Origin of the sequence: Chthonobacter albigriseus (assembly GCF_013839445.1) — a bacterium.
Lineage (GTDB): Bacteria > Pseudomonadota > Alphaproteobacteria > Rhizobiales > Pleomorphomonadaceae > Chthonobacter > Chthonobacter albigriseus.
The window spans coordinates 92,159-116,701 of record NZ_JACDIT010000005.1 but is presented as its reverse complement, the minus strand read 5'-3'; the positions used below and the strand labels follow the sequence as shown (position 1 = coordinate 116,701).

General features: G+C 66.7%; 21 protein-coding genes. 18 read left to right on the top strand and 3 right to left on the bottom strand.

Features of this window, described 5'->3' with window-relative positions:
* Positions 1-208 precede the first annotated feature (208 nt).
* The 5 genes from HZ321_RS14455 to HZ321_RS14435 all read left to right on the top strand — a co-directional run bounded on the left by HZ321_RS14455 (position 209) and on the right by HZ321_RS14435 (position 7,069).
* The gene (locus tag HZ321_RS14455; RefSeq protein WP_181703091.1) at positions 209-1,345 is read left to right on the top strand and encodes a TRAP transporter substrate-binding protein; all 1,137 of its coding nucleotides are present in this window, start codon (positions 209-211) and stop codon (positions 1,343-1,345) included.
* A 103-nt stretch (positions 1,346-1,448) separates the two neighbouring features.
* Positions 1,449-2,030, top strand: a complete 582-nt coding sequence (locus HZ321_RS14450; protein ID WP_181703090.1) for a TRAP transporter small permease subunit — start codon at positions 1,449-1,451, stop codon at positions 2,028-2,030.
* Positions 2,027-3,346 carry a TRAP transporter large permease gene (locus tag HZ321_RS14445; RefSeq protein WP_181703089.1) on the top strand — a complete coding sequence of 440 codons (1,320 nt, stop codon included), beginning with the start codon at positions 2,027-2,029 and terminating at the stop codon, positions 3,344-3,346. Before HZ321_RS14450 ends, HZ321_RS14445 begins: the two co-directional genes overlap by 4 nt.
* A gap of 82 nt (positions 3,347-3,428) precedes the next feature.
* On the top strand, positions 3,429-5,909 hold the full coding sequence (locus HZ321_RS14440; protein ID WP_181703088.1) for a PAS domain-containing protein: 2,481 nt from the start codon (positions 3,429-3,431) through the stop codon (positions 5,907-5,909).
* Positions 5,910-6,364: 455 nt separating this feature from the next.
* Entirely contained in the window at positions 6,365-7,069 is a 705-nt protein-coding gene (locus HZ321_RS14435) for a VIT1/CCC1 transporter family protein (RefSeq protein ID WP_181703087.1), read from the top strand.
* A 394-nt stretch (positions 7,070-7,463) separates the two neighbouring features.
* Here HZ321_RS14435 and HZ321_RS14430 read toward each other — a convergent pair whose 3' ends face one another.
* The 3 genes from HZ321_RS14430 to HZ321_RS14420 form a co-directional block, all read right to left on the bottom strand.
* A complete protein-coding gene (locus HZ321_RS14430; protein ID WP_181703086.1) occupies positions 7,464-8,612 on the bottom strand; it encodes a UvrD-helicase domain-containing protein in 1,149 nt (382 codons plus the stop codon).
* Positions 8,609-10,243 carry an ATP-dependent nuclease gene (locus tag HZ321_RS14425; protein WP_181703085.1) on the bottom strand — a complete coding sequence of 545 codons (1,635 nt, stop codon included), beginning with the start codon at positions 10,241-10,243 and terminating at the stop codon, positions 8,609-8,611. The genes HZ321_RS14430 and HZ321_RS14425 overlap by 4 nt, the downstream gene beginning before the upstream one ends.
* A 295-nt stretch (positions 10,244-10,538) precedes the next feature.
* A complete protein-coding gene (locus HZ321_RS14420) occupies positions 10,539-11,315 on the bottom strand; it encodes a sulfite exporter TauE/SafE family protein (protein WP_181703084.1) in 777 nt (258 codons plus the stop codon).
* Positions 11,316-11,493: 178 nt separating this feature from the next.
* On the opposite strand from HZ321_RS14420, the gene ruvC reads away from it, so the two are divergent.
* The 13 genes from ruvC to ftsH all read left to right on the top strand — a co-directional run bounded on the left by ruvC (position 11,494) and on the right by ftsH (position 24,435).
* Entirely contained in the window at positions 11,494-12,009 is a 516-nt protein-coding gene (gene ruvC, locus HZ321_RS14415; protein WP_181703083.1) for a crossover junction endodeoxyribonuclease RuvC, read from the top strand.
* A gap of 6 nt (positions 12,010-12,015) precedes the next feature.
* Positions 12,016-12,633 carry a Holliday junction branch migration protein RuvA gene (ruvA, locus tag HZ321_RS14410; RefSeq protein WP_181703082.1) on the top strand — a complete coding sequence of 206 codons (618 nt, stop codon included), beginning with the start codon at positions 12,016-12,018 and terminating at the stop codon, positions 12,631-12,633.
* A gap of 111 nt (positions 12,634-12,744) precedes the next feature.
* On the top strand, positions 12,745-13,308 hold the full coding sequence (locus tag HZ321_RS14405) for a hypothetical protein (protein WP_181703081.1): 564 nt from the start codon (positions 12,745-12,747) through the stop codon (positions 13,306-13,308).
* 124 nt (positions 13,309-13,432) lie between these two features.
* The gene (gene ruvB, locus HZ321_RS14400) at positions 13,433-14,476 is read left to right on the top strand and encodes a Holliday junction branch migration DNA helicase RuvB (protein WP_181703080.1); all 1,044 of its coding nucleotides are present in this window, start codon (positions 13,433-13,435) and stop codon (positions 14,474-14,476) included.
* 123 nt (positions 14,477-14,599) lie between these two features.
* A complete protein-coding gene (ybgC, locus tag HZ321_RS14395) occupies positions 14,600-15,013 on the top strand; it encodes a tol-pal system-associated acyl-CoA thioesterase (RefSeq protein ID WP_342343856.1) in 414 nt (137 codons plus the stop codon).
* Positions 15,014-15,263: 250 nt separating this feature from the next.
* Positions 15,264-15,977 (top strand): protein TolQ, encoded by a 714-nt coding sequence (tolQ, locus tag HZ321_RS14390; RefSeq protein WP_181703078.1) that lies wholly within the window; start codon positions 15,264-15,266, stop codon positions 15,975-15,977.
* A 3-nt stretch (positions 15,978-15,980) separates the two neighbouring features.
* Positions 15,981-16,442 (top strand): protein TolR, encoded by a 462-nt coding sequence (gene tolR, locus HZ321_RS14385; protein WP_181703077.1) that lies wholly within the window; start codon positions 15,981-15,983, stop codon positions 16,440-16,442.
* 14 nt (positions 16,443-16,456) lie between these two features.
* Entirely contained in the window at positions 16,457-17,560 is a 1,104-nt protein-coding gene (locus tag HZ321_RS14380; RefSeq protein WP_181703076.1) for an NADH-quinone oxidoreductase subunit E, read from the top strand.
* 76 nt (positions 17,561-17,636) lie between these two features.
* On the top strand, positions 17,637-19,001 hold the full coding sequence (gene tolB / locus HZ321_RS14375) for a Tol-Pal system beta propeller repeat protein TolB (RefSeq protein ID WP_425305407.1): 1,365 nt from the start codon (positions 17,637-17,639) through the stop codon (positions 18,999-19,001).
* Between the two features lie 181 nt (positions 19,002-19,182).
* Complete coding sequence (gene pal / locus HZ321_RS14370) at positions 19,183-19,698, top strand: peptidoglycan-associated lipoprotein Pal (protein ID WP_181703075.1); 516 nt, start codon at positions 19,183-19,185, stop codon at positions 19,696-19,698.
* 218 nt (positions 19,699-19,916) lie between these two features.
* Positions 19,917-21,038, top strand: coding sequence for a tol-pal system protein YbgF (gene ybgF, locus HZ321_RS14365; protein WP_181703074.1), 1,122 nt, complete (start codon positions 19,917-19,919; stop codon positions 21,036-21,038).
* Between the two features lie 16 nt (positions 21,039-21,054).
* Complete coding sequence (tilS, locus tag HZ321_RS14360; RefSeq protein ID WP_181703073.1) at positions 21,055-22,284, top strand: tRNA lysidine(34) synthetase TilS; 1,230 nt, start codon at positions 21,055-21,057, stop codon at positions 22,282-22,284.
* A gap of 234 nt (positions 22,285-22,518) precedes the next feature.
* Entirely contained in the window at positions 22,519-24,435 is a 1,917-nt protein-coding gene (gene ftsH / locus HZ321_RS14355) for an ATP-dependent zinc metalloprotease FtsH (RefSeq protein WP_181703072.1), read from the top strand.
* Positions 24,436-24,543 lie beyond the last annotated feature (108 nt).

The window sequence follows — 24,543 nt, the reverse complement described above, 5'->3', positions numbered from 1 at the left end:
AGGTTCAGGCCGGGAGGGCATACTGAAGAGCGGCCACCTCTGCCGACTGCCGACCCCCGACTGCCTTCCCCATCCCCCTTAGACAATAGTTCAGTGCGGCGTCATCGCCCCTCAAAATGCGTGCCGCATGCTTGCCAAGCCTCCCAACACATGCAAGCTTTTCTATGCATAACACCAGATCGTGCAAAGCACGGCGGGAGGAAATTCGATGGCAGAGCGTGACGACAAGACGGTCGATGCTGCAGATGCGAAGACGTCGCGGCGCAACTTCCTGGTCGGAGCCGCGGGTGCGGGTGTGGCCGCCACCGCCGTTGCGATGCCGAACGTCGCCAGGGCGCAGGAAATCACCATGCGCATCCAGAGTACCTGGCCGTCTCAGGACATATTCCATGAATATGCCAACGACTACGTGAAGGCCGTCAACGCCCTCTCCGGCGGCAAGCTCAAGATCGAACTGCTGCCCGCGGGCGCCGTCGTCGGCGCTCTCCAGCTCCAGGACGCCATCCTCGCCGGCGCGCTCGACGGCGGCCACGGCGTCGCGGGCTATTGGTACGGCAAGAACAAGGCCTTCTCGCTCTTCGCCACCCCGCCCTCCTTCGGCTGGAACGCCAACCAGATGCTTGGCTGGGTGCGCTACGGCGGTGGGCAGGCGCTCTATGACGAACTGGTCCAGCAGGTGCTCGGCCTCGACCTCGTCGGCTTCCTGATGGCGCCGATGCCGACCCAGCCGCTCGGCTGGTTCAAGAAGGAGATCACCTCTCCGGAGGACCTGGCCAACCTGAAGTACCGCACCAACGGCCTCGCCGCCGACATGTACCAGCAGATGAACGTCGCGGTGACCATCATGGGCGCGGCCGACATCGTCCCGGCCATGGATCGCGGCCTGCTCGACGGCGCCGAGTTCAACAACCCGTCGTCCGACCTGCTGCTCGGCTTCCCCGACGTCTCCAAGACCTACATGGTGCAGAGCTACCACCAGGGCAGCGAGTGCTTCGAGGTCATCTACAACAAGGCCAAGTTCGACGCCCTCGGGCCCGAGCTCCAGCAGGTGCTGAAATACGCCGCCGACGCGGCCTCCGCCGACATGGCCTGGAAGGCGATGTCCCGCTACCCCGTCGATCTCCAGAAGATCAAGGACGCCGGCGTCGCCGTGATCCGCACCCCGGATTCGGTCCTCGACGCCCAGCTCACCGCCTGGGACACCGTGGTGGAGAGCCTTTCGGCCGATCCCTTCTTCAAGAAGGTCATCGACAGCCAGAAGGAATGGACCAAGCGCGTGGTCGGCTTCGAGCTGGAGTGGGAGGTCTCCCGCGAGAAGGCCTACAAGCACTTCTTCCCGGCCTGACGAACCCCGGTGTCCGGCGCGCGCTTCCAAGGGCGCGCGCCGGCCCTGCCGATTCCGGCGGCCCGATCGGGCGCACCGGAGCTCCGCCAGCCAGGAATGGTCCATGCAGCGCTTCCTGTTCTTCGTCGACGCCGTCAGCACGCTGGTCGGCAAGGCCTTCGGCTGGTGCGTCGTCATCCTGACGTTCGTGGTCAGCTACGAGGTCTTCGTCCGCTACGTCCTCGGCCGGCCCACCACCTGGGCCTATGACATCAGCTACATCATGTACGGCACGCTGTTCATGATGGCCGGCGCCTACGCCCTGTCACGCAACAGCCACGTCCGCGCCGACCTGGTCTACCGTCTCCTGCCCGTCAGGGCCCAGGGAGCGCTCGACCTCGTCCTCTACATCCTCTTCTTCTTCCCCGGCGTCATCGCCCTGGTCTACTCCGGCTACGGCTTCGCCAAGTTCGCCTGGATGATCAACGAGCACTCCTCGTCGAGCCCGAACGGACCACCGCTCTACCATTTCAAGACAGTCATTCCCGTCGCCGGCTTCTTCCTCCTCCTGCAGGGAATCGCCGAGACGATCCGCGCCGGGATCGCGCTCAAGACCGGCGTCTGGCCGCGGCGGCCGCACGACGTGGAGGAGCTTGAGACCCAGATCATCGCCGACGTTCAGCATGGCAAGGAAGTGAAGCTATGACCAATCCGGAAGTCGGCATCCTGATGCTGGTCGTGTTTCTCTTCACCATCCTCCTCGGCTTTCCCATCGCCTTCACCATCGTCGCGCTGTCCGTCACCTTCGGCTGGTACGCGATCGGCGACACCATCTTCCCGCTGCTCGTCCAGCGCGCCTACGGCGTGATGTCCAACGACGTGCTGATCTCCATCCCGCTCTTCCTCTTTATGGGCTACCTGATCGAGCGGGCGAACATCCTCGGCCGCCTGTTCCACGCCCTGCAGCTCGCCGCCAAGGGCATTCCCGGCTCGCTCGCCGTCGCCAGCCTGATCACCTGCGCGCTGTTCGCCACCGCCACCGGCATCGTCGGCGCAGTCGTCACGCTGATGGGCCTGCTCGCGCTGCCCGCCATGCTCAACGCCGGCTACGACAAGAAGCTCGCCTCCGGCGTCGTCTGCGCCGGCGGCTGCCTCGGCATCCTGATCCCGCCGTCGATCATGCTGATCCTCTACGGCGCCATGGCCGGCGTGTCGGTCGTGCGCCTCTACGCCGCCGCCCTGCTGCCCGGCCTGATGCTCGCCGGCCTCTACATCCTCTACGTCATGATCCGCGCCACGCTGAACCCGAGTCTGGCGCCCAAGCTCCCCAAGGAGCAGTACGACGTCCCCCTCTCCCAGGTGGTGCGGGAGGTGTTCACCTCCTTCGTGCCGCTCGCCGCGCTGATTCTGGCGGTGCTCGGCTCCATCCTGTTCGGGCTCGCCACGCCGCACGAGGCGGCGGGCATCGGCGCACTCGGCTCGCTGCTCCTCGCAGCCGCCTACCGCTCCCTCACCTGGACCGGCTTCAAGGAGGCGGTCTTCCTCACCGCCCGCTCCAGCGCCATGGTCTGCTGGCTGTTCGTCGGCTCCTGGATCTTCGCCTCGGTGTTCGCCCTCCTCGGCGGCCAGCAGGTGATCGAGGCCTGGTTCGCCTCCATGAACCTGACGCCGCTGCAGTTCCTGCTGCTCACCCAGGCCATCATCTTCGTACTCGGCTGGCCGCTGGAATGGACGGAGATCATCATCATCTTCGTGCCGATCTTCCTGCCGCTGCTCGCCCTCTACGACATCGATCCGCTCTTCTTCGGCGTCCTCATCGCGCTCAACATCCAGACGTCGTTCCTGTCCCCGCCGATGGCGATGGCCGCCTTCTACCTGAAGGGCGTCGCGCCGAAGGGCGTGGAACTCACCGACATCTTCGCCGGCGTCACGCCCTTCCTGCTCCTCGTCCTGGTGGCGATGGCGCTCTACTACATCTTCCCGGCCATCGGATCGTGGCTGCCGGGGCTGCTCTACAACTGATGGCGGGAACGACGGGCCGGCGTCCGCCGTTCGTGCTATGACGAACGAACGGATCGCCGGGGGGCGCTCAAGAGGACCACCCTTGCTCACGGACACGACCGTCCCCCACCTCGCCTTTCTGGCCGGCGGCGGCAGGGCCGGCGCCCTCATCCGCGCCCTAGACCCCGCCGCCTCGCCCTTCGGCTCGCCGGAGCGCTGGCCGCAGTCGCTGCGCTCGGTGGTCGGGCTGATGCTCGGCTCCAAGTTCCCGATGTTCCTGGCCTGGGGGCCGGAGCTGCGGATGCTCTACAACGACGCCTATGCCGAGATCCTCGGCGCCAAGCACCCCGCCTCCCTCGCCGCGCCGATGCGCCAGGTCTGGGCCGAGATCTGGCCCGACCTCGCCGACCTCGTCGAAGCCGCCCTGTCGGGCGAGGCCACCTACCGCGACAACCTCCCCCTCGTCATGAACCGCCACGGCGCGCCGGAGGAGACCTGGTTCACCTTCTCCTACTCCCCGATGCGCGACGAGAACGGCGCTGTCGCCGGCATGTTCTGCGCCTGCCAGGAGACCACCGCCACCGTCGTCGCCTCCCGCCGCCAGGCCGAAGAGGTGCGCACCCGCGTCCTCGTCGAGGCGATCCTGCGCGAGCGTGAGAACGAGCTGCGCATGCTGGCCGACGCCATGCCCGTGCTCGTCGCCTACATGGACCGCGACCTCGTCTACCAGTTCGTCAACCGCGTCTACGAGGACTGGTTCGCCCGCCCGCGCGCCGAGATCCAGGGCCGTCCCGTCCGCGAGATCGTCGGCGAGGCTGCCTTCTCGGCCGTCGAGTCCTGGTTCGACCGCGCGCTCGCCGGCGAGCGGGTCACCTTCGACCAGCACATGCCCTACGAGGACAGCCCCCCGCGCCACATCCGCGTCGAATACGTCCCCCGCCTGCGCCCCGACGGCCGCGTCGAGGGGATCTACTCCCTGGTCCAGGACATCACCGAGGCCAAGCGCGCCGAGGCGGCGCTCCGCGAGCTCAACGAAACCCTGGAGCGCCGCGTCGCTGAGGCCCTCGCCGAGCGCAAGCTCCTCGCCGACATCGTCGACGGCACCGACATGCTCGTCCAGGTGATCGACCTCAACTACCGCTGGCTCGCCATCAACCGCGCCGCCGCCGAGGCCTTTTCCCGCATCTTCGAAGTCCCCCTCCCCCAGGCCGGCGACGGCATGCTCGACGTCCTCTCCGAGCGCCTCGAGGACCAGGCCGCCGTCCGCGCCCTCTGGTCGCGCGCGCTTGCCGGCGAGGAGTTCACCGACACCTCCCGCTTCGGCGATCCCCCGCGCGACTACGAGATGCGCTTCCGCCCCTTGCGCAACGAGCGCGGCGTCATCGTCGGCGCCTACCAGCTCGTCCACGACGTCACCGAGCGCCTCTCCGAGCAGGCCCGCCTGCGCGAGGCGGAGGCCGCCCTCGTCCAGGTCCAGAAGATGGAGGCCATCGGCCAGCTCACCGGCGGCATCGCGCACGACTTCAACAACCTGCTCGGCGCCGTCGTCAGCGGGCTCGACCTGATCCGCCGCAAGGCGGACGACCCCGAGCGCGTGCGCCTCCTCGCCGGCCACAGCTTGGAGGCGGCCGAGCGCGGCGCCCGGCTCACCGGCCAGCTGCTCGCCTTCTCCCGCGCCCAGCGCATGGAATTGAAGCCGCTGGTGGTCAACCACCTCGTCGAGGGCATGCGCGACCTGCTCGGCCGCACCCTCGGCCCTATGGTCCGCCTCGTCTTCGACCTCGACGGCGGCGACGCGCCCGTCCTCTCAGACCCGATCCAGCTGGAGATGGCCGTCCTCAACCTCGCCATCAACGCCCGCGACGCCATGGAGGGCGGCGGCCAGCTCACCATCGGCTCCCGCCTCGCCGACATCAAGGACGACCCCGAGCTGAAGCCCGGCGCCTACGTCGACCTCTTCGTCACCGACACCGGCCCCGGCATGCCGCCCGAGATCGCCTCCCGCGCCTTCGATCCCTTCTTCACCACCAAGGGCGTCGGCCGCGGCACCGGCCTCGGCCTTTCCCAGGTCTACGGCATCGCCCGGCAGGCCGGCGGCACCGCCCGCATCGAGAGCGTGCCCGGCCGCGGCGCCACCGTGCGCCTGCTGCTGCCGCGCACCGAGCTCCCCGTCGCCGCCGCCGGCCCCGCCCTGCCCGACGACGACGCCTCCGCCGCCCCGCCCGCCACCGTCCTCGTCGTCGACGACGACGAGGACCTCCGCCGCATGCTCGTCGCCTCGCTCGACGCCATCGGCTACCGCGTCCTCGCCGCGCCCGACGGCCCGTCCGGCCTCGACCTCATCAAGCGCCACGAGCCCGACCTCGTCATCCTCGACTTCGCCATGCCCGGCATGAACGGCGCCGAAGTCGCCCGCCGCATCCGCGCCGAACGCCCCCACCTCCCCATCGTCTTCGCCAGCGGCTACTCCGACACTGCCGCGATCGAGGCCGCCACGGGGCCCGCCACGACGCTGCTCCGCAAGCCGTTCCGGATCGACGACCTGCAGGCCGTCCTGGCGAACGCGCTGGCGGGAGCCGGCTGAAGCCTGGCGATCCCGCCGAAGCGCGGCAGGCGACAGGCCCCAGGTCCGCCGCGCCTGGTCTCCGGCCACGTTCGTCGCGCCTACCCCGGTCATGGACGGGTACACGGCCAGTTGCCGTGCAGACCCGTAGAAGAGTCCACCGCGTCTCTTCATCGGCTGGCGGTTTGTTACAGGTCGTAATGCCTCGTATACGAATGCTTCGGCGCCGCCGGGCGATCTGGAGTATTGTGCGGTGACTTCAACGCACGCGATCGGCGACTGTCGCCGGGCCCCCTCTGCTTGAGCAACGGCATGTCGAAGGCACCGGACGGATCGCCCGCGATCGCCGCCTTGTCGGCGACGGGCGCGGGTCGACGTTTCGGCGCGGCGGACCACCGCCCGACAGGGCAAGCCCCCGGTGCGGGCAGAGACCGTTCGGCCCCGACGGCCGGACCGGTGATGGCAAGGAGACGCTGATGCCCCGCTCCCACATGCACCCGGAAAGCCACCTCGTCTCCCGCATCGGCTGGCTGCGCGCGGCGGTGCTCGGCGCCAACGACGGCATCGTCTCCACCGCGAGCCTCGTCGTCGGCGTTGCCGCCGCCTCCGCCGGCACCGGCGAGATCCTCCTGGCGGGAACGGCCGGCCTTGTCGCCGGCGCCATGTCGATGGCCGCGGGCGAGTATGTGTCGGTCAGCTCGCAGTCGGACACCGAGGCCGCCGATCTCGCCCGCGAACGCCGCGAACTCGTGGACCAGCCGGCCTTCGAGCTGGAGGAGCTCACCAACATCTATGTCGCGCGCGGCCTCGACCAGACGCTCGCCGCCGAGGTCGCCCGGCAGATGACGTCCAAGGACGCGCTCGCCGCACACGCGCGCGAGGAACTCGGGATCCTCAGCGAAACCGCGGCCCGACCGGTCCAGGCGGCCCTCACCTCGGCCGCCACCTTCGCGGTCGGCGCCGCCCTTCCACTTCTCGCCGCCTGGCTGTCGCCCGCCGATCTCCTCGTGGTCGTCGTCTCGACCGCCTCGCTGGTGTTCCTGGCCGTCCTCGGAGCCGTCGGAGCCAAGGCCGGCGGCGCCGCCATCCCGAGAGCGACCCTCCGCGTCACCTTCTGGGGCGCCCTCGCCATGGCCGCCACCGCCGGCATCGGCGCCCTGTTCGGCACCACCGTCGTCTGACCCAAGAGCGCACCGACCTCCCCGCCGCCGCCCTTCCCCGACGCCGCAGCGGCCATCGCTGCCACACCGCCCGCCACCGTCCTCGTGGTCGACCACCACAAGGCCGCCCGACGCCTACCCGCCGTCGCCCAGGCCCCACCGGCTACCGCGCCTTCGCCGCGCCCGACGCCCCTTCCGGCCCCGACCTCCTCAAGCGCCCCGAGCCCGACCTCGTCATCCCTCAACGTGACCATGCCCGGCATGAACAGCGCCGAAGTCGCCCACGCCATCCGCCCCGAACGCCCCCACCTCCCCATCGCCTACGTCAGCGGCTACTCGTCGCCGGGCCGTATCACACGCCCTGGCCTGTTAATGCCAACTTCACCACAGAACTTCGCTAAAGGCAGGAACTACGTCACTCGGCGGCTGGATCATAAAGCGAGAAGCCCGCAGGTAGCGAAGCCGCCTTCCAATCGATGACAACGGCCACGCTGTGACGGGCGCGCGTGAGCGCAACGTAGAACTTCGCTCGACTTTGTGCTGCCAGTTGGCTGCTGGAGTTCGCGAGCCATTTCTTCATCGGGTCAGTTGGAAGTATGATCACGTGATCGAAGCCGCGTCCCTTGGACTCTCCGAAATTCCAAGCCGGAAACGACGGATCGACTCCCCTGCTGGAGATGCTATTACGGAGCTGCACTGGTCTGACGGCTGCTAAGTAGTGCGCGTAGTCCGAAGTTTTCAAAATGAAAACGCCGGAGTGCGAGGGTGGTGGTCTACGACAAGTTGCGCATTCGCAAGCTCGGGTGGCGGCCATAGCAGGGAACAGGCTGGACGAAACGGCGCAGATGGCCGCGTTGTTACGATGCGACCTGTTCAAGCTCTTGTCGTCTATATTGATCTTAAGTTTCTTGGGAAGTTTCCGCAAGAATTCGGCGATGCCACCATTGGCGTATTTTACGTGGCGGCGCTCATTGTGTGTAAGGTAGGTTACTTGGCGAGGATCGCCGACCATGAGCAGCCGAGCCCGGCTTCGCGCCAGCGCCTCCAGAATGTCTAGATCATATCCGGCGAGGTCTTGGACCTCGTCGACAAATATGTTGGGGAACACGCGACTAAGCCTGTCGATGACAGCGCCGCCGCTTCGCTCGTTGCACCTTATCACCAACTTCGACAGCTTGTCGGAGAAGACTTGGCCTTGCGGGTCGAAGAAGTGTTTGGCGATATCATCTTCGGGCCAGGAGACCCCGATGCCCTTGCTGTTGATGAATCGGATTGCGGACGGGGCCTGGACCAGCAACATGCCCCTGACGGGGAAGTCAAACACGGATCCCTGAAATGGCTTCACCCCATGGGTGATAAGGAGGCTAAACCAAGTCATAATCACCACGTTCGCGGGAACGTGGCCGACGACGTCGAAAAATTTCTGGCGGATCTCCGCCTCGTTTGACTCCGTATAGGTGGTGATCAGGACCCGCTGGTCGCGGATCTTCAGCGCCTCGTCAATGAGGTAGGTTGTCTTACCGGAGCCGGCGGCCGCAATGACCAGTCTGTTCTCACCGATCATGGCGCTATCGCCCGGGTAATGTAGTCAGGATAGTTGATACCCGTTTTCGAACTGAAAATGGTCAGTGCACAATCAGTCTTGTTGGCGCGCATATAGAGGTGAAGCTCGTCTTCTGACTTTGCGGCTGTGCCTAGTACTGTGTTGAGAGTCGCCAAGCTGTTTGCCTTTAAAAGTTTTGGCTCCAGAGTGTTGTAATTGAAGGTCTTATCCTTCACTTTGAGTGGCCCCACATCAACGTCGGGGTCAAAACAAATCTTGATAGAAGAATCGCTCTGGAACGAGGCGTACTTCTTCTCCACAGCGGCGGTGTCGCCGTCGTTGTCTGTGACGACGGTCGCAGGAACCTTAAGAGCGAGCGCCAGTTCGAGAAACCGCAAGAACGCCGTGCCAACCGAGATGACGTCGATACCATCCTGGATCGGCAAGCGCCCGCCGTTGGCGTCCATGTAGGCCCGCTGGACCACCAGTTCGTCAGAGTCGCCTTCTACCAAGATAACCTTCTTGGCTAAGGCCAAGCGCAAGGTGTCGTACCCCGCCAGCTTTCTGAAGAAGTCGCTGGCCTGGAGCTCGGATATCCGGACTACCTTTCCATCGCGCAGCGCGATCAGTTGGTCGAGGCCGAGCTTGTTTGCCACGAAGCTGCTGTGGGTCGAGATGATGATCTGTTTCTCGCCGTGCTGGGCGGTTAGGTCGGCGATCAGTTCATTGAGCCTGGCGTGCGACAGATGGTTCTCCGGTTCTTCAAGCAAAATGACGGTCGCTTCGGCGTTCTTCTTAGTGCTTAGGGCGAGCTTGGTTTTGATCACGCACTGCTCGCCCTTGCCAATGTATTGGAAGGGGATAAAGTCGATATAGGTCATCAGACTGCTTTCCCAGGCGGTCTGGGACGAAAGATCGACCGAGATGGAGACCGATTTTTGGCTGATTTTCGCGGCTTTGGTGATCCGCTCGTTGATTAATTGAAGGTTTTTGTCCTCGACGAAGGCTTCTTTCAGCTTCCGGTGCGCCTGCGAGATCGATGCGCGCTCGGTCTCTTCCAGTGCGTCACGTATAATACGCGAGACATATACATCGGAGCCGTTCTGCAGGCGGGCGCTGGAGGAATCGATCAGCGCTGACTTGATCGGGATATTGCGCGAGGTGATCCCTTTGCGGGCGAAGGACCGCATAGTAGCAGTGTAATATTCCACCGGAATGGAGGCCATTTCGCCGGCCGCCACGAGCGCTTCGTATGCGCCCTTGTAGTTCTCCTCGTCGAACTCGACTCGGTAGGTAACGCCGCTTGCCTTGATCTTCTCGGAGTTCCCGTCGCCCTCCAGTTCGGCCAGTTCGCTCGAATTTCCCGAGAAGAACAGCTCGATGGTGATCGCCGGCGGCGGTAGGGGCGCCGCGGTTTTTAGGCTAGCGACGTACTTTTCCTGGGCGGCTATATTGAACAGATAGCTGGTCAGGTCGTTTTTGAGCAGGCGGCCGTGCAGCATCCCTGTCAAGGCCAAGTGGATTGCCTCGAGGATTGTAGTCTTCCCTGACTCGTTGCCGCCGACGATAACGTTCAATTCATCGTTAAACGCGAGGGAAAACGTTTCCCCATAGCACTTGAAGTTGGTGATCTTGACCTTAGCGATCTTCATGCGCGCCCCGCAAAGCTAGGTTTGTCGAGTACTACACCCGCGATTCGCAATGTAGAATACCACTAGGACGATATGCACGTCACCATTTCAACCTATCATCGCACGAGGGCCCTAGGCAGATTGGCGCGGACGCAGGTCGGAAGAGGAAGGAGAGCCGTTCGCGCCGGGCACTTGTTCATTGGGCAGAGTGTAAACAGCGTTTCCAGATCAGATCTGTTGGTTGCTTTCCGATTCGATCGTCCAGAGAGAAATTAATGGCCGTTACTGAGGCTCAGCATACTACTCGACGTCCCCCTCACCAAACCGGCAACCCCAGCACCACACTCCCCGCGATGATCCCGAACGCCACCCTCCGATAAACCCCCTCGCTCGCCCGCCCGAACATCAGCCCGCCCAGCATCATGCCGGCGGCGTAGAGGGGGGCCATCCAGGCGGCCATCAGGAGCACCCGGGTGGTGATCAGCCCGCCCCAGAGGTAGGTGGCGAGCGTCACCACCGTGCCGATGGTGAAGTAGAGCACCGCGGAGGCGCGGATCGTCACCGCGGGCTTCTGGCGGGAAAGCCAGAACAGGATCAGCGGCGGCCCGCCCACCTGGGCGAGCCCGTTCATGAAGCCGGACATCGCGCCGACGCCGCCCGCCGTGAGGTCGCCCACCTCCCGCGGGAACCGCACGCCGGCCGCGATGGCGGCAAGGCCGGCGATCACCAGCACCGACACCACCCAACGCGTCGCGACCGGATCGAGGTGCGCCAGCGTCAGGTATCCGACGGGGGTCATCATCGCACCGCCGATGGCGAGGGGGATAACTTCTCTGACGTCCGCCTTCGGCAAGAGGCGGATGGTGAGCGGGATCATCACCGGGATGTCGAAGATCAGGATCGTCGCCGCCGCCACCTTGGGCCCGAACAGCGCCGCCGCCGCCGGCACGTAGACCAGCCCCGCCCCGAAGCCGGAGAAGCCGCGCACGCAGCCGGCGACCAGCACCACCGCGAAGGCGAGCAGCATGCGCGGCTCCGCCGGCAGGGCGAGGAACGCGGCGAGGAGGTCCGCCGGGGCGGTCGAATCGGACATGATGGGGCCGTGCGGCGTGGCGGGGACAAGGTTTGTGGCCGGAGGGAGGGACGGCCGCAAGGGGCGCGGGTCGGAATTCCGTCCGCCGCCGTCGTGGGCTACGTAGCCGCCTCCGGCCCCGAAAAACGCGACTACACTTTTTGCGGACGAATCGGGAACAAACGGGTAGACCGAAGGCATGAGCACCGTCACCCGCATCATCGGCATCGACCCTGGCCTCCGCCGCACCGGCTGGGGGGTCATCGACGTCGTCGGCAACAGCGTCCGCTTCGTCTCATCCGGCTCCGTGACCTCCACCCAGGCCGACGATCTGGCCCGCCGGCTGGTTTCCATCCACGACGGGCTGGACGAAATTCTCCATGAATATCAACCGGATGAAGCGGCGATCGAGCAGACCTTCGTCAACAAGGACGCCGGCGCCACGCTGAAACTGGGGCAGGCGCGCGGGGTCGTCCTGCTCGCCCCGGCCCGCCGCGGGCTGCCGGTGTCCGAATACGCGCCCAACGCCGTCAAGAAGGCCATCGTCGGCGCCGGCCACGCAGAAAAAGTGCAGATCCGCCATATGGTTACGGTGCTGATGCCGAAGGCCGTCTTCACCACCGACGACGCTGCCGACGCCCTTGCGATCGCCCTCACCCACGCCCATCATCGCGGCTCGGCGACCGCCCGTCTTGCGCGCGCCATGGGGGTATAAGCAAAGATGATCGGAAAGCTGAAAGGCGTCGTCGACAGCTTCGGTGACGACTGGGTGATCCTCGACGTCCACGGTGTCGGCTACCAGGCGTTCTGTTCCGCACGCACCTTGCAACGTCTTCCAAAGGCTGGCGAATCCGCCGTGCTGTCGATCGAGACCTATGTGCGCGAGGACATGATCCGCCTCTACGGCTTCGCCAACGACATCGAGCGCGAGTGGTTTCGTTTGCTTATGACCGTGCAGGGCGTCGGCGCCAAGGTCGCCCTCGCCGTGCTCTCGGTCCTCGACCCCGGCGCGCTCGCAACCGCCATTGCACTCAAGGACTTGACCGCGATTTCCAGGGCCCCCGGCGTCGGCAAAAGGGTCGCCGAGCGCATCGCCACCGAGCTCAAGGACAAGGCCCCCGCCTTCGCCGACGCCGACCCGTCGGTCCTGCGCACCGCCCAAGACATTGGCGAAGCTCGCCTTTCTGGCCCGATCGCCGAGGCCGTCTCCGCCCTCGTCAACCTCGGATACGCCCAGTTGCAGGCGGCCGCCGCCGTCACCACCGCCGCCAAGGCCGCCGGCGAAGACATCTCCACCGAGAAGCTCATCCGCCTCGGGTTGAAGGAACTCGCCCGCTGACGGTCAAGATTGCATTCGCCGTGCATTGATCCCCGCCGCCACCCGCGCGATAACAGGCGGCAGGCCGCGACACGATCGGTCCGCCCTTGCGGCTAAGTATCGGAGAACGCTATGGGTTTCTTCCGCGGACTGATGGTCCCCATCTGCTTCGTCCTCTACCTCGCGCTGTTCGCCGTGGTCGCCGTCGCCGTCATTGCCCTCGGTCCGCTGTCGTCCGGAACACCGCCCGCCGACCTGCCGAAGCTCATCCCCACCGGCGCCGGCGCCCTCTCCCCCTACGCCATCGCCGCCGCCGCCGCACTCGCCGCCGACCTCTTCCTCGCCATGGTCGTCATGTTCATCGCCGAGCGGGTGCACACCGCGTGGCGCTTCGCCACGGCTTCGGTCAAGGCAAGCCTTTGGTTTGCAATACCTTTTGCCGGCGGGTTGGCGGCCTGGCTGTCCAGCCAGCCGGGCGAAGGTCTCGCGAAATGGCTGCCCGCCATCCTGCTTCTCCTCGCCCTGCCGGTCGCCGCCTTCGTCGTCGGCCTTCTCCTCGGCAAGCCCTTCGTCTGGTGGGTCAGCGAACGCCCGCCGGTCAAGCGTCCCAAGCGCCGCCCCCCGCCCCCTCCGCCTGCCGAGCCGCCGGCCGAAATCCAGGATTCCCAGACGTTCCCGCCGCCCAGCCCCATCTGAACCGGCGAGGCAAAGGCGGCGACGATGCCGCGGCACCTTTCCTCGCCGGCCAACCCGTGCAAAAACGAAAGGCGAACACCGCTGCCGGCTCCGGCGAGTCGGCGGTCGCCGAGGTCGAGCTCCGATGAACACCCCGAAACGCCTGGTCGCCGCCGACAAGCGGCCCGACGATGTCGAGCAGTCGATCCGCCCGAGCGCCCTCGCCGAATTCGTCGGCCAGGCCCCGGCGCGCGCCAACCTCCAGGTCTTCATCGACGCCGCCAAGGCGCGCGGCGAAGCGCTCGACCACGTCCTGTTCGTCGGCCCGCCGGGCCTCGGCAAGACCACCCTCGCCCAGATCGTCTCCCGCGAACTCGGCGTCAACTTCCGCGCCACCTCCGGTCCCGTGATCGCCAAGGCCGGCGATCTCGCCGCCCTCCTCACCAACCTGGAGGAGCGCGACGTCCTCTTCATCGACGAGATCCACCGGATGTCGCCGGCGGTCGAGGAGATCCTCTATCCGGCCATGGAGGACTACCAGCTCGACCTGATCATCGGCGAAGGCCCGGCTGCCCGTTCCGTTCGCATCGACCTCGCCAAGTTCACGCTGGTCGGCGCCACCACGCGCCTCGGCCTACTGACGACGCCGCTCCGCGACCGCTTCGGCATCCCGATCCGCCTGGAGTTCTACACCACCGAGGAGTTGGAGCTGATCGTGCGCCGCGGCGCGCGGATCTTCGGCATCGGCATGACGGAGGACGGCGCCACCGAGATCGCCCGCCGCTCCCGCGGCACCCCCCGCATCGCCGGCCGGCTGCTCCGCCGCGTTCGCGATTTCGCCGTCGTCGCTGGCGCCGAGAAGATCGACCGCCGGGTCGCCGACGAGGCGCTGACCCGGCTCGACGTCGACTCCATCGGCCTCGACGCCCTCGACCTGCGCTACCTCACGACCATCGCGCACAGCTTTTCCGGCGGCCCGGTCGGCATCGAGACGATCGCCGCCGCCATCGCCGAACCGCGCGACGCCATCGAGGACATCGTCGAGCCTTACCTGATCCAGAAGGGCTTCGTCCAACGCACCCCCCGCGGCCGCGTCCTCACCCCGCACGCCTTTCGGCACATGGGCCTGCCGGTTCCGAGCGGACCGGAGCCGCCGCAGTTCACGCTTTTTGCGGACGACGACGCCTGAAGCAGGTTCGCTTCCCGTCCGTCGACCCGCCTCATCCGGGCGGCGGCCGTGGCGGGATTGCCTTCGCCGGTCGGCGTCGCTATGCGTGCTCGCCCCACCGAAAAGGTCAGCCCCTTGCCCGACGTGCCCTCGCCTCACACCCATCCCGTCCGCGTCTACTGGGAGGACACCGACGCCGGTGGCATCGTCTATCATGCCTCGCATGTCCGCTTCTTCGAGCGGGGGCGGACCGAGTTGCTGCGGGCCATGGGAATCCACCAGTCCGCCCACGCGGACAGGTCCTCGCCGGACGCGATCCTCTTCACGGTCCGTCGGATGGAGATCGACTACCTGAAGCCGGCGTTCCTGGACGATGCGCTGGTGGTGGAGACCTCCGTGCTGGAGGTCGGCGGCTCCAGGGTGGTGCTGGACCAGCGCCTGATGCGGGGCGACCAGCTTGTCGCCGAGGCCAAGGTGACGGTGGTGGCGGTGGGCGGCAACGGCCGCCCCCGGCGCATCCCCGCCGACATGGCGTCCGCTTTTGGGCGGCTCCAATAACCCTTCCTTAACCTTGACGAACCATGACTGGACCCTGCGGCACTGGCGCCGGCGGGTCCTGCTTTCGACAAATTTCGCGGGCATCTCCGGTGCACTGCGGAAATTTCGGAACGCCGCCGAATGCCCGTCAGGGCCTGAGGTCCGGCAGCCCCGGGACCGGTCGAACGCTCGACCGGCCAGCGGGCGCCGACCATCGGGCCAGGACGGTTTTTTCGACGGATCGCTTTTTGAAGAGGCCATTGAGACATCCATGAACGCGGCCGACCTCACACAGACGGCACTTGCAGCACCCGGCCCTGATCTCAGCCTGATCGGCATGTTCCTGCAGGCCCACATCGTCGTGAAGCTGGTGATGATCGGCCTGCTCGCAGCGTCGATCTGGTGCTGGGCGATCATCATCGACAAGTCGATCAGCTTCACCCGGGCGCGCAAGTCGATGGACCGTTTCGAGAAGATCTTCTGGTCCGGCCAGTCGCTGGAGGAACTCTATCGCTCGCTCGTCTCGCGCCCTAACCAGGGCCTCGCCGCCGTCTTCGTCGCCGCGATGCGGGAGTGGAAGCGCAGCCACGAGGCAGGCCGCACGTCTTTTCTCGGCCTCACTGACCGGATCGAGAAGGTGATCGAGGTCACCATCACCCGCGAGATGGAGCGCCTGGAGGCGCGCCTCCTGGTGCTGGCGACCGTCGGCTCCGCCGGCCCCTTCATCGGCCTCTTCGGCACCGTCTGGGGCATCATGACCTCGTTCCAGGCGATCGCGGCCTCCAAGAACACCAACCTCGCGGTGGTCGCTCCGGGCATCGCGGAGGCGCTGTTCGCAACCGCCCTCGGCCTTGCGGCGGCCATTCCGGCGGTGCTCGCCTACAACAAGTTCACGTCGGATGCGGGCCGCATCGGGTCTCGGATGGATAGCTTCGCCGACGAGTTCTCAGCCATCCTGTCCCGCCAGATCGACGATCGGAGCTGACCGATGGGCATGGGCGCGGTCGGAGGCGGTGGACGCAGAGGCGGCCGGAGGAAGCGGCGCGGTCACGCCGTCATGAGCGAAATCAACGTCACGCCCTTCGTCGACGTGATGCTCGTGCTCCTCATCATCTTCATGGTCTCCGCGCCTCTTTTGACCGTCGGAGTGCCCATCGATCTCCCTGAAACCGCCGCGAAGCCGATGGAAGGTCAGACCGATCCGATCAACATCTCGGTCGACAAGGACGGCAAGGTGTTCCTTCAGGACAACGAGATTCCGTTTGAGGAAGTGGTGCCGAAGCTGCAGGCGATCGCCAAGAACGGTGTCGAGGACCGCATCTACGTCCGCGGCGACCGGGATGCCGACTACGGCACGGTGATGCGGGTGATGGCGCGGATCTCCGCAGCCGGTTTCAAGAAGATCGGCCTGATCACGGTCGAGGATCCGGGCGCGGCGCCCGCAGGTTAGGTCGGAAGTCCTTCATGCGTTTGGGTCTCACCTCGTCCGTCATCGGACATGTCCTGCTCCTGACCTGGGGGCTCGTGACGCTTCCCAGCGCCGAGCCGTTCGAGGCCGTGGAAGTTGATGCGCTGCCGGTGGATCTGGTGCCCATCTCCGACGTCACAGAGATCGCCGAGGGCAAGAAGACCGCGCCGAAGGCCGACACCGCGAGCCAGGGCAAGGCCAAGCCCCAGCTACCGGCGCCGCAGTCGCAGCGGGTCGGCAACGCGCCCAACGACCAGAAGGCCCCACTGACCGAGAAGACGACCGACACGGCCGCGGCGCCGACCAAGGAAGCGGCACCACCGCCCCCGCCGCCCCCCGCGCCGAAGGCTCCCCAGCCGAAGCCCCCCACGCCCGACACCGCCAAGGCCGAGCCGGCGCCTGAAACGCCGAAGGCCGAGCCGGCTCCTCCGGCGCCGGCCGTGCCACCCAAGGTGGAGGTAGCCGAACTGCCGGCCGAGCCTGACAAGGCTGCGGAGGAGGCCAAGCCCGCGCCCGTGCCGGCGGTGAAGCCGAAGGCCCGGCCGAAGCCCCCGGAACCGGTCCAGACCGCCTCGATCGATCCGCAGCAGGCCCTGCCGACCGAGACGCCGCGCAAGACGGAGACGAAGAAGCCGACTCAGTCGAAGGCGACCAAGCCGACGGAGAAGGCCGAGGACACCTTCAACCCTGAGGACATCTCCGCGCTTCTCAACAAGGTCGACCCTTCCGGCGGTGGCTCGAAGGCTTCGACGGAAGAAGCCTCGCTCGGCTCCGAACGTGAGGTCGGACCGGTTGCCCAGATGTCGCAGAGCGAGATCGCCGCGCTCCAGGCCGCGGTCGCGGCCTGCTGGAACTATCCGGCCGGCGCGGATGGGGCCGAAAGCCTGATCGTCAGGCTACGCATCGTGTTCAATCCCGACGGATCGGTGTCCGATCTGCCGTCGATCATTGAACAGCCGAGCGGCCCCCTGGGCATGGTGGCGGCCGAGGGCGCAGCACGCGCCGTGCTGCGATGCTCGCCGTACACGTTCCTGCCGCCCGAGAAATACGAGGAATGGAAAGTGGTCAACTTCCGCTTCAGTCCTTCCGACATGTTCTGAGATCACGCCACAGTTTCGCGCTGATCCCCGTGTTTCAAACGCGTTCCTGACGAATTCAATCGGAGAGAAAGCACCCATGATGGGAGCGATAGCCAAGTTCGAGACGCCGCCCGACTTCCTCGGGAAGGTCTTGGCGAGCGTGCGGTCGGGCATCGTCGCCCTCGCAGCCGCCGTCTTCCTGACCGCGCCCGCGGCAGCCGAGCTCAACATCGACATCACGCAGGGCTCGGTGCAGCCGCTGCCGATCGCCATTCCCGACTTTGCGGGACAAGGCGACGCCGGGCAGCTCGGCCGCGAGATCGCCGGCGTCGTCGCCGCCGACCTCAAGCGGTCCGGCCTGTTCGCCACGCTCGACCCGGCCTCCTTCGTCGACCGCTTCGTCGACCCCAACGCCGTGCCGAACTTCCAGAACTGGCGCGTGATCAATGCCCAGGCGCTGGTGACGGGAGCGATCAGCCGGGCTCCCGATGGTCGGCTCCAGGCGGATTTCAGGCTTTGGGACGTCTTCGCCGGCCAGCAGCTGACCGGCCAGCAGTTCTTCACCACGCCGGAGAATTGGCGCCGCGTGGCTCACATCATCGCCGACGCGATCTACGAGCGCCTGACCGGTGAGAAGGGCTACTTCGACACCCGTGTGGTTTTCGTCGACGAAACCGGTCCGAAAGGCGCACGCATCAAGCGCCTCGCCATCATGGACCAGGACGGCGCCAACGTCCGCTACCTCACCAAGGGCCAGGACCTGGTGCTGACACCGCGCTTCTCGCCGTCCACCCAGGAGATCACCTACATGTCCTTCGGGGCCGGCGATCCCCGGGTCTATCTGCTCAACATCGAGACCGGCCAGCGCGAGGTGGTGGGCAACTTCCCCAACATGACTTTCTCGCCGCGCTTCTCGCCGGACGGGCAGCGGGTGGTGATGAGCCTGGAGCAGAACGGCAACGCCAACATCTACTCCATGGACCTGCGCTCGCGCACCACGACGCGGCTGACGGACGGCGCCTCGATCGACACCTCGCCCTCCTATTCGCCGGACGGCTCGCAGATCGTGTTCGAGTCCGACCGCGGCGGCAACCAGCAGCTCTACGTCATGTCGGGCGGCGGCGGACCTGCGCAGCGCATCTCCTTCGGCCAGGGCCGCTATTCGACGCCCGTCTGGTCGCCGCGCGGAGACCTCATCGCCTTCACCAAGCAGATGGGCGGGCGCTTCGCTATCGGCGTCATGCGTCCGGACGGGTCCGGCGAGCGCATCCTGACCGAGGGCTACCACAACGAGGGCCCGACCTGGGCGCCGAACGGTCGGGTGCTGATGTTCTTCCGCGACGTCGGCGGCCAGAACGGCGGCCCGCAGCTCTGGTCGGTGGATCTCACCGGCCGCAACGAACAGCGCGTGCCGACGCCGTCCTTCGGGTCGGACCCGGCATGGTCGCCGCTCCTGAACTGAAGTCATCGAGCGGTCGGACGGGTGGGGACCCCCGGCCGGCCGCCTCCATCGCTGCAGCAATTGACCCGGTGCGAAAATCGGCAGGTAACGCTCGGTTAACCACGTTCTTCAACGCAGGATTAACCAAGGCCGTTTACCACGTTTCCGATAGACCGCCGGTCGTACGTAGAGGGTTACCGGGATGTTCATGTCCGTTACGAAAAGCCATATCAGCCGCGCGACCATCGTCTTCGGTCTCGCACTCCTTGCCGCCGCTTGCGCAAAGAGCCCGAGCGAGATCGACAGCTCGCTGGCCAACGGAGCGGCCGGCGGAGCCGGCGCCGCCGTTCCCGGCAGTGCGCAGGACTTCGTCGTCAACGTCGGGGACCGCGTCTTCTTCGAGACCGACTCGTCGTCGCTGACCCCGGACGGCGCCTCCACGCTGGACCGCCAGGCCCAGTGGCTGGCACTCTACCCGCGCTACACGGTGACGATCGAAGGTCACGCCGACGAACGCGGCACCCGCGAGTACAACCTGGCGCTCGGCGCCCGGCGCGCCAAGGCCGCCGTCGACTACCTGGTCTCCCGCGGCGTCTCTCCGCAGCGCGTCAAGACCATCTCCTTCGGCAAGGAGCGTCCGGTAGCGCTCTGCAACGAGGACAGCTGCTGGGCGCAGAACCGCCGCGCGGTGACCGTGATCAACAACCCCGGCAGCTGACGCCGGGCTTGCCGTCGAGGCTACAAGCGAGGACCCCGCCGGAGACGGCGGGGTTTTCCGTTTCCGCCCGGCGGACCGACCTGTCGGTTTTCCCGTGCCGGGGCCAAAATTTGGCCGAACTCGCGCTGAGTTATGCTATGCGCAGGCGGACTGGCGAGGGCGCCGGTCATCCGGAAGATCCGGCCGGCGCCTGCGTTCGAGAGGATCGGACAAAGCTGATGAAGATTGAAGAACCGCTCGGCGGCCGGAGGCGACTGAAGGTCGCCGCAGCCGCCTTGCTCATGACCCTCGGCGCCACCGGCTTGGCCGGAGCCCAGCTGCTCGGCGGCGGACCGGTTCCCCCGGCCGACGTGCTCGGCGGCGGCGGCGTGATCCAGGCGCAATCGCCCGCCGCGCTGGCGGAGCAGTCCATGCGCATGGACCAGATGCAGGACCAGATGCGCCAGCTGACCGGCCAGATCGAGCAGCTCACCTACCAGGTCCAGCAGCTTCAGGAAGCGCTTCGGCGCACCCAGGAGGACAACGAGTTCCGCTTCCAGCAACTGGAGAAGGGCGGCAAGCCCCAGCGCCGCTCCGACGCGGGCTCCGCCGCTACCCCGGCGACCGGCGTCCCGCCGACGCTGGGCGGGCCGGCGGCCCCGCCCGGCACGACCGTGGCCACCGCCGAGACCGGCGGCAACTCGGACGTCGGCGCGCCCCCGACGGTTCTCGGCACCATTCCGGGCGACGGCACCGCGATCGCACCGCCCTCCGACAGCGCGGTCGGTGGCCCTCTCGATCTCTCCGCGATTGCACGCGGCGAAGACCCTGCCCTCGCCGGACCGATCCTGGACGGCGGCCTGCCGGGCGTGTCGTCCGGATCCGCCGGCGTCCAGGCGGGCACGCCGATGGACCAGCAAGGCACGGAGCCCACCGTGCCGGCCGCCGGCGCGGATGTTGCCGCCATCGCTCCGCCGACCGATCCGAAGGCCGCCTACGATGAGGCTTACGGCCTCGTCCTCTCCGGCGACTATGCCGCCGCCGAGACCAGCTTCAAGCGCTTCCTCAAGGACCACCCCCGCTCCGAGCAGGCCGGCAGCGCGCACTTCTGGCTCGGCGAGTCCTATTTCGCGCGCGACAAGTACCGGGAAGCGGCCGACGCCTTTCTGACCACCTATCGCGACTACCCCAAGAGCCAGAAGGCGCCCGAAAGTCTCTTGAAGCTGGGCCTCTCTCTGGAAGGCCTCGGCGAGAAGGACGCCGCCTGCGCCACCTACGGCGAGCTCGCCAAGAAGTATCCGGGAGCCCCCGCCACCCTGCTCGATCGTGTCACCGCCCAGCGGGCGAGCGCCGGCTGCTGACATGAACCCGCCGTCGATGGCCGCGCGACCGTTCGACGACGACGAACTGCCCCTCCTGTTCTCCGATCTGGCGTCGTTGCACGCGATCGGAGTGGCCGTCTCCGGCGGCCCGGACTCCACCGCGCTTCTTCTCCTGCTCCATCGCTGGGCGAGCCTCTCCGGCCGCCCCCGCCTCCACGTGCTGACCGTCGACCACGGCCTGCGCCCGGCATCGGCTGGCGAGTGCGCCGCCGTCGCCGATCTCGCTGCCTCGCTCGACCTGCCCTGCACGATCCTGCGCTGGACGCACGACGGCGCCCCCCCGGTTTCGGACCTGCAGGCGCGCGCCCGTGAAGCGCGCTACGCGCTGCTGTCCGAGGCCGCACGGCAGATGGGACTGGACGCGGTCGCCCTCGCCCACACCGCTGACGATCAGGCCGAGACGGTTCTGATGCGCCTTGCCCGCGGCTCCGGTGTCTGGGGTCTGGCGGGCATGGCCCGCGAGCGTTCCTTTAACGGTGTTCGCTTCGTCCGCCCGCTGCTCGGTGAACGGAAGGCCAGGCTGGTCGCCACCTGCCGCGCGGCCGGGGTGGCCTTTGCCGAGGATCCGTTGAACGACGCCGACCGGTTTCTGCGGGTCCGCACGCGCAAGCTGATCCCGGTCCTCGCCGACATCGGGCTTGACGTCGAGCGTCTGACCGAGACGGCAGCGCGCCTCGCCCGTGCGGCAGCCGCCCTCGACACGATGGTGGAGACGGTGCGCCGCCTGTCCCTGACCGACCACGGCGGCGTGCTCGCTATCGACCTGGACCGGCTGGAGGCTGCGCCCGACGAGATCGCGCTCCGGCTGCTGTCCGACGCGATCCGGACCGTCCGCCCGAAGGCCTACTCACCGCGCCTCGCACCGATCGAGGCCTTCTGGCGCGGCCTGTCGGGCGGCCAACCGCGCCGGGCGACGATCGCCGGCGTCACCTTGGACCCGCGGGGTCGCAGGCTCTGGCTCTACGCCGAGGCCGGACGAACAGGCTTCCCCGAAATGATGATCGACCGTTGCGGCACTTTTGTGTGGGACGGACGTTTTGCCGTCGAGGTCACGACTTCGCCGAAGAGTGGGATCATGGTACGCAGCGCAGCAGGTGACGAGCGGCGGCCCGATCTTCCGAAAGCCGCAGCTTCCACCTTGCCCGTGGCATGCCATCCAGAAACCGGAGAGCCTGCTGAAGGCGTAAATCTCAGGGCGCTGGATGCACCGAACTGGGAATCCTGAGTAACGTCCGGAAATCCCGTTCTACAGCACGCTTTGCGCAAAAATCGGTCATACGACAGCCATTGGTTGGCAACGCGTAAACTACGTCCCGAATTGAGACGGATACTCGGGCCTCTCGGGTTGGCAAGGCACTTGCCTCAACCTATCTTAAAGTCCGCTGCGATACTGTTTTCCGGTATGGCGGCGATTGACATGCCTCTTCCCGCGACGCTTCGGCGGCGCTAAAGGTCGACGATGAACGCTAACTTCCGCAACTTCGCCCTGTGGGTCATCATCGGGCTCCTGCTGATCGCACTGTTCCAGCTCTTCCAGAGCCCCGGTCAGCGCCCGACCTCCAACGAGATCTCGTTCTCGAAATTCCTTCAGGAGGTCGAACAGGGCACGGTCCGCGACGTGACCATCATGGACCGGGTGGTCAGTGGAAAGTACGAGAACAACTCGACCTTCCAGACCTATGTGCCGGAGGGTGCCAACTACATCGAGACCCTGCGCCAGAAGGGCGTCCAGATCCAGGCCAAGCCGGCGACCGAGGGCTTCTCGCTCATCGGCACGCTGATCAACTGGCTGCCGATGATCATCATCTTCGCGCTGTGGATCTTCTTCATGCGCCAGATGCAGGGCGGCGCCGGTGGCAAGGCCATGGGCTTCGGCAAGTCCAAGGCCAAGCTTTTGACCGAGGCCCACGGCCGCGTCACCTTCGAGGACGTGGCTGGCGTCGACGAGGCCAAGGAGGATCTTCAGGAGATCGTCGAATTCCTGCGCGACCCGCAGAAGTTCCAGCGCCTCGGCGGCCGCATCCCGCGCGGCGTGCTGCTGGTCGGCCCTCCGGGTACCGGCAAGACGCTGATCGCCCGCGCCGTCGCCGGCGAGGCGAACGTGCCCTTCTTCACCATCTCGGGCTCTGATTTCGTCGAGATGTTCGTGGGCGTCGGCGCCAGCCGCGTCCGCGACATGTTCGAGCAGGCCAAGAAGAACGCGCCCTGCATCATCTTCATCGACGAGATCGACGCGGTTGGCCGCCATCGCGGCGCCGGCCTCGGCGGTGGCAACGACGAGCGCGAGCAGACGCTGAACCAGCTGCTTGTCGAGATGGACGGCTTCGAGGCCAACGAAGGCATCATCATCATCGCGGCCACCAACCGGCCCGACGTCCTCGACCCCGCGCTGATGCGCCCGGGCCGCTTCGACCGTCAGATCATGGTGCCGAACCCGGACATCATCGGCCGCGAGAAGATCCTGAAGGTGCACGTCCGCAAGGTGCCGCTGGCGCCGGACGTCGACCTGAAGACCCTTGCCCGCGGCACGCCCGGCTTCTCGGGCGCCGACCTAATGAACCTCGTCAACGAGGCCGCCCTGCTCGCCGCCCGTCGGTCGAAGCGCCTCGTCACCGCGGCGGAGTTCGACGACGCCAAGGACAAGATCATGATGGGCGCCGAGCGCCGCATGGTGATGACGGACGACGAGAAGCGCCTGACCGCCTACCACGAGGCTGGCCACGCCATCGTCGCCCTGCACATGCCCGCCTGCGACCCGATCCACAAGGCGACCATCATCCCACGCGGACGCGCCCTCGGCATGGTCCAGTACCTGCCGGAGCGCGACCAGGTCTCCATCTCCTATGAGCAGCTGACGTCGCGGCTCGCCATGGCGATGGGCGGTCGCGTGGCCGAAGAGATCTTCTTCGGCGACGAGAAGGTCACCTCCGGCGCCCAGTCCGACATCGAGCAGGCGACCCGCATCGCCCGCGCCATGGTCACCCGCTGGGGTTTCTCCAAGGAACTCGGCACCGTCGCCTACGGCGAAAACCAGGAAGAGGTATTCCTGGGCCATGCCGTGTCGCGCCAGCAGAACGTCTCCGGCGACACCATGCGCAAGATCGATACGGAGATCCGTCGCTTCGTCGAGGAAGGCTATCAGGCTGCGCGCAAGGTGATCACCGAGCGCAAGGAAGACATGGACCGCCTCGCCAAGGCGCTCCTGGAGTACGAGACCTTGACCGGCGAAGAGATCAAGAACCTGCTCGACGGCAAGCCTCCGGTGCGCGACGCCTTCGACGAGCCGTCTCCGCCGCGCTCCTCCGCCGTTCCCACCACCCGGCTGAAGCCGAAGGGTGGCGAGGAGCCGGGCGGTCTGGAGCCGCAGCCGAGCTGATCGGCCGATCCCGACCGAGGTGAAAACAAAAAAGGCCCGCCGGGTTCGTCCCCGCGGGCCTTTTCCTTTGGGGTGGACAGGCGGTGAGGGTTCCGTCCGAAGTCGATC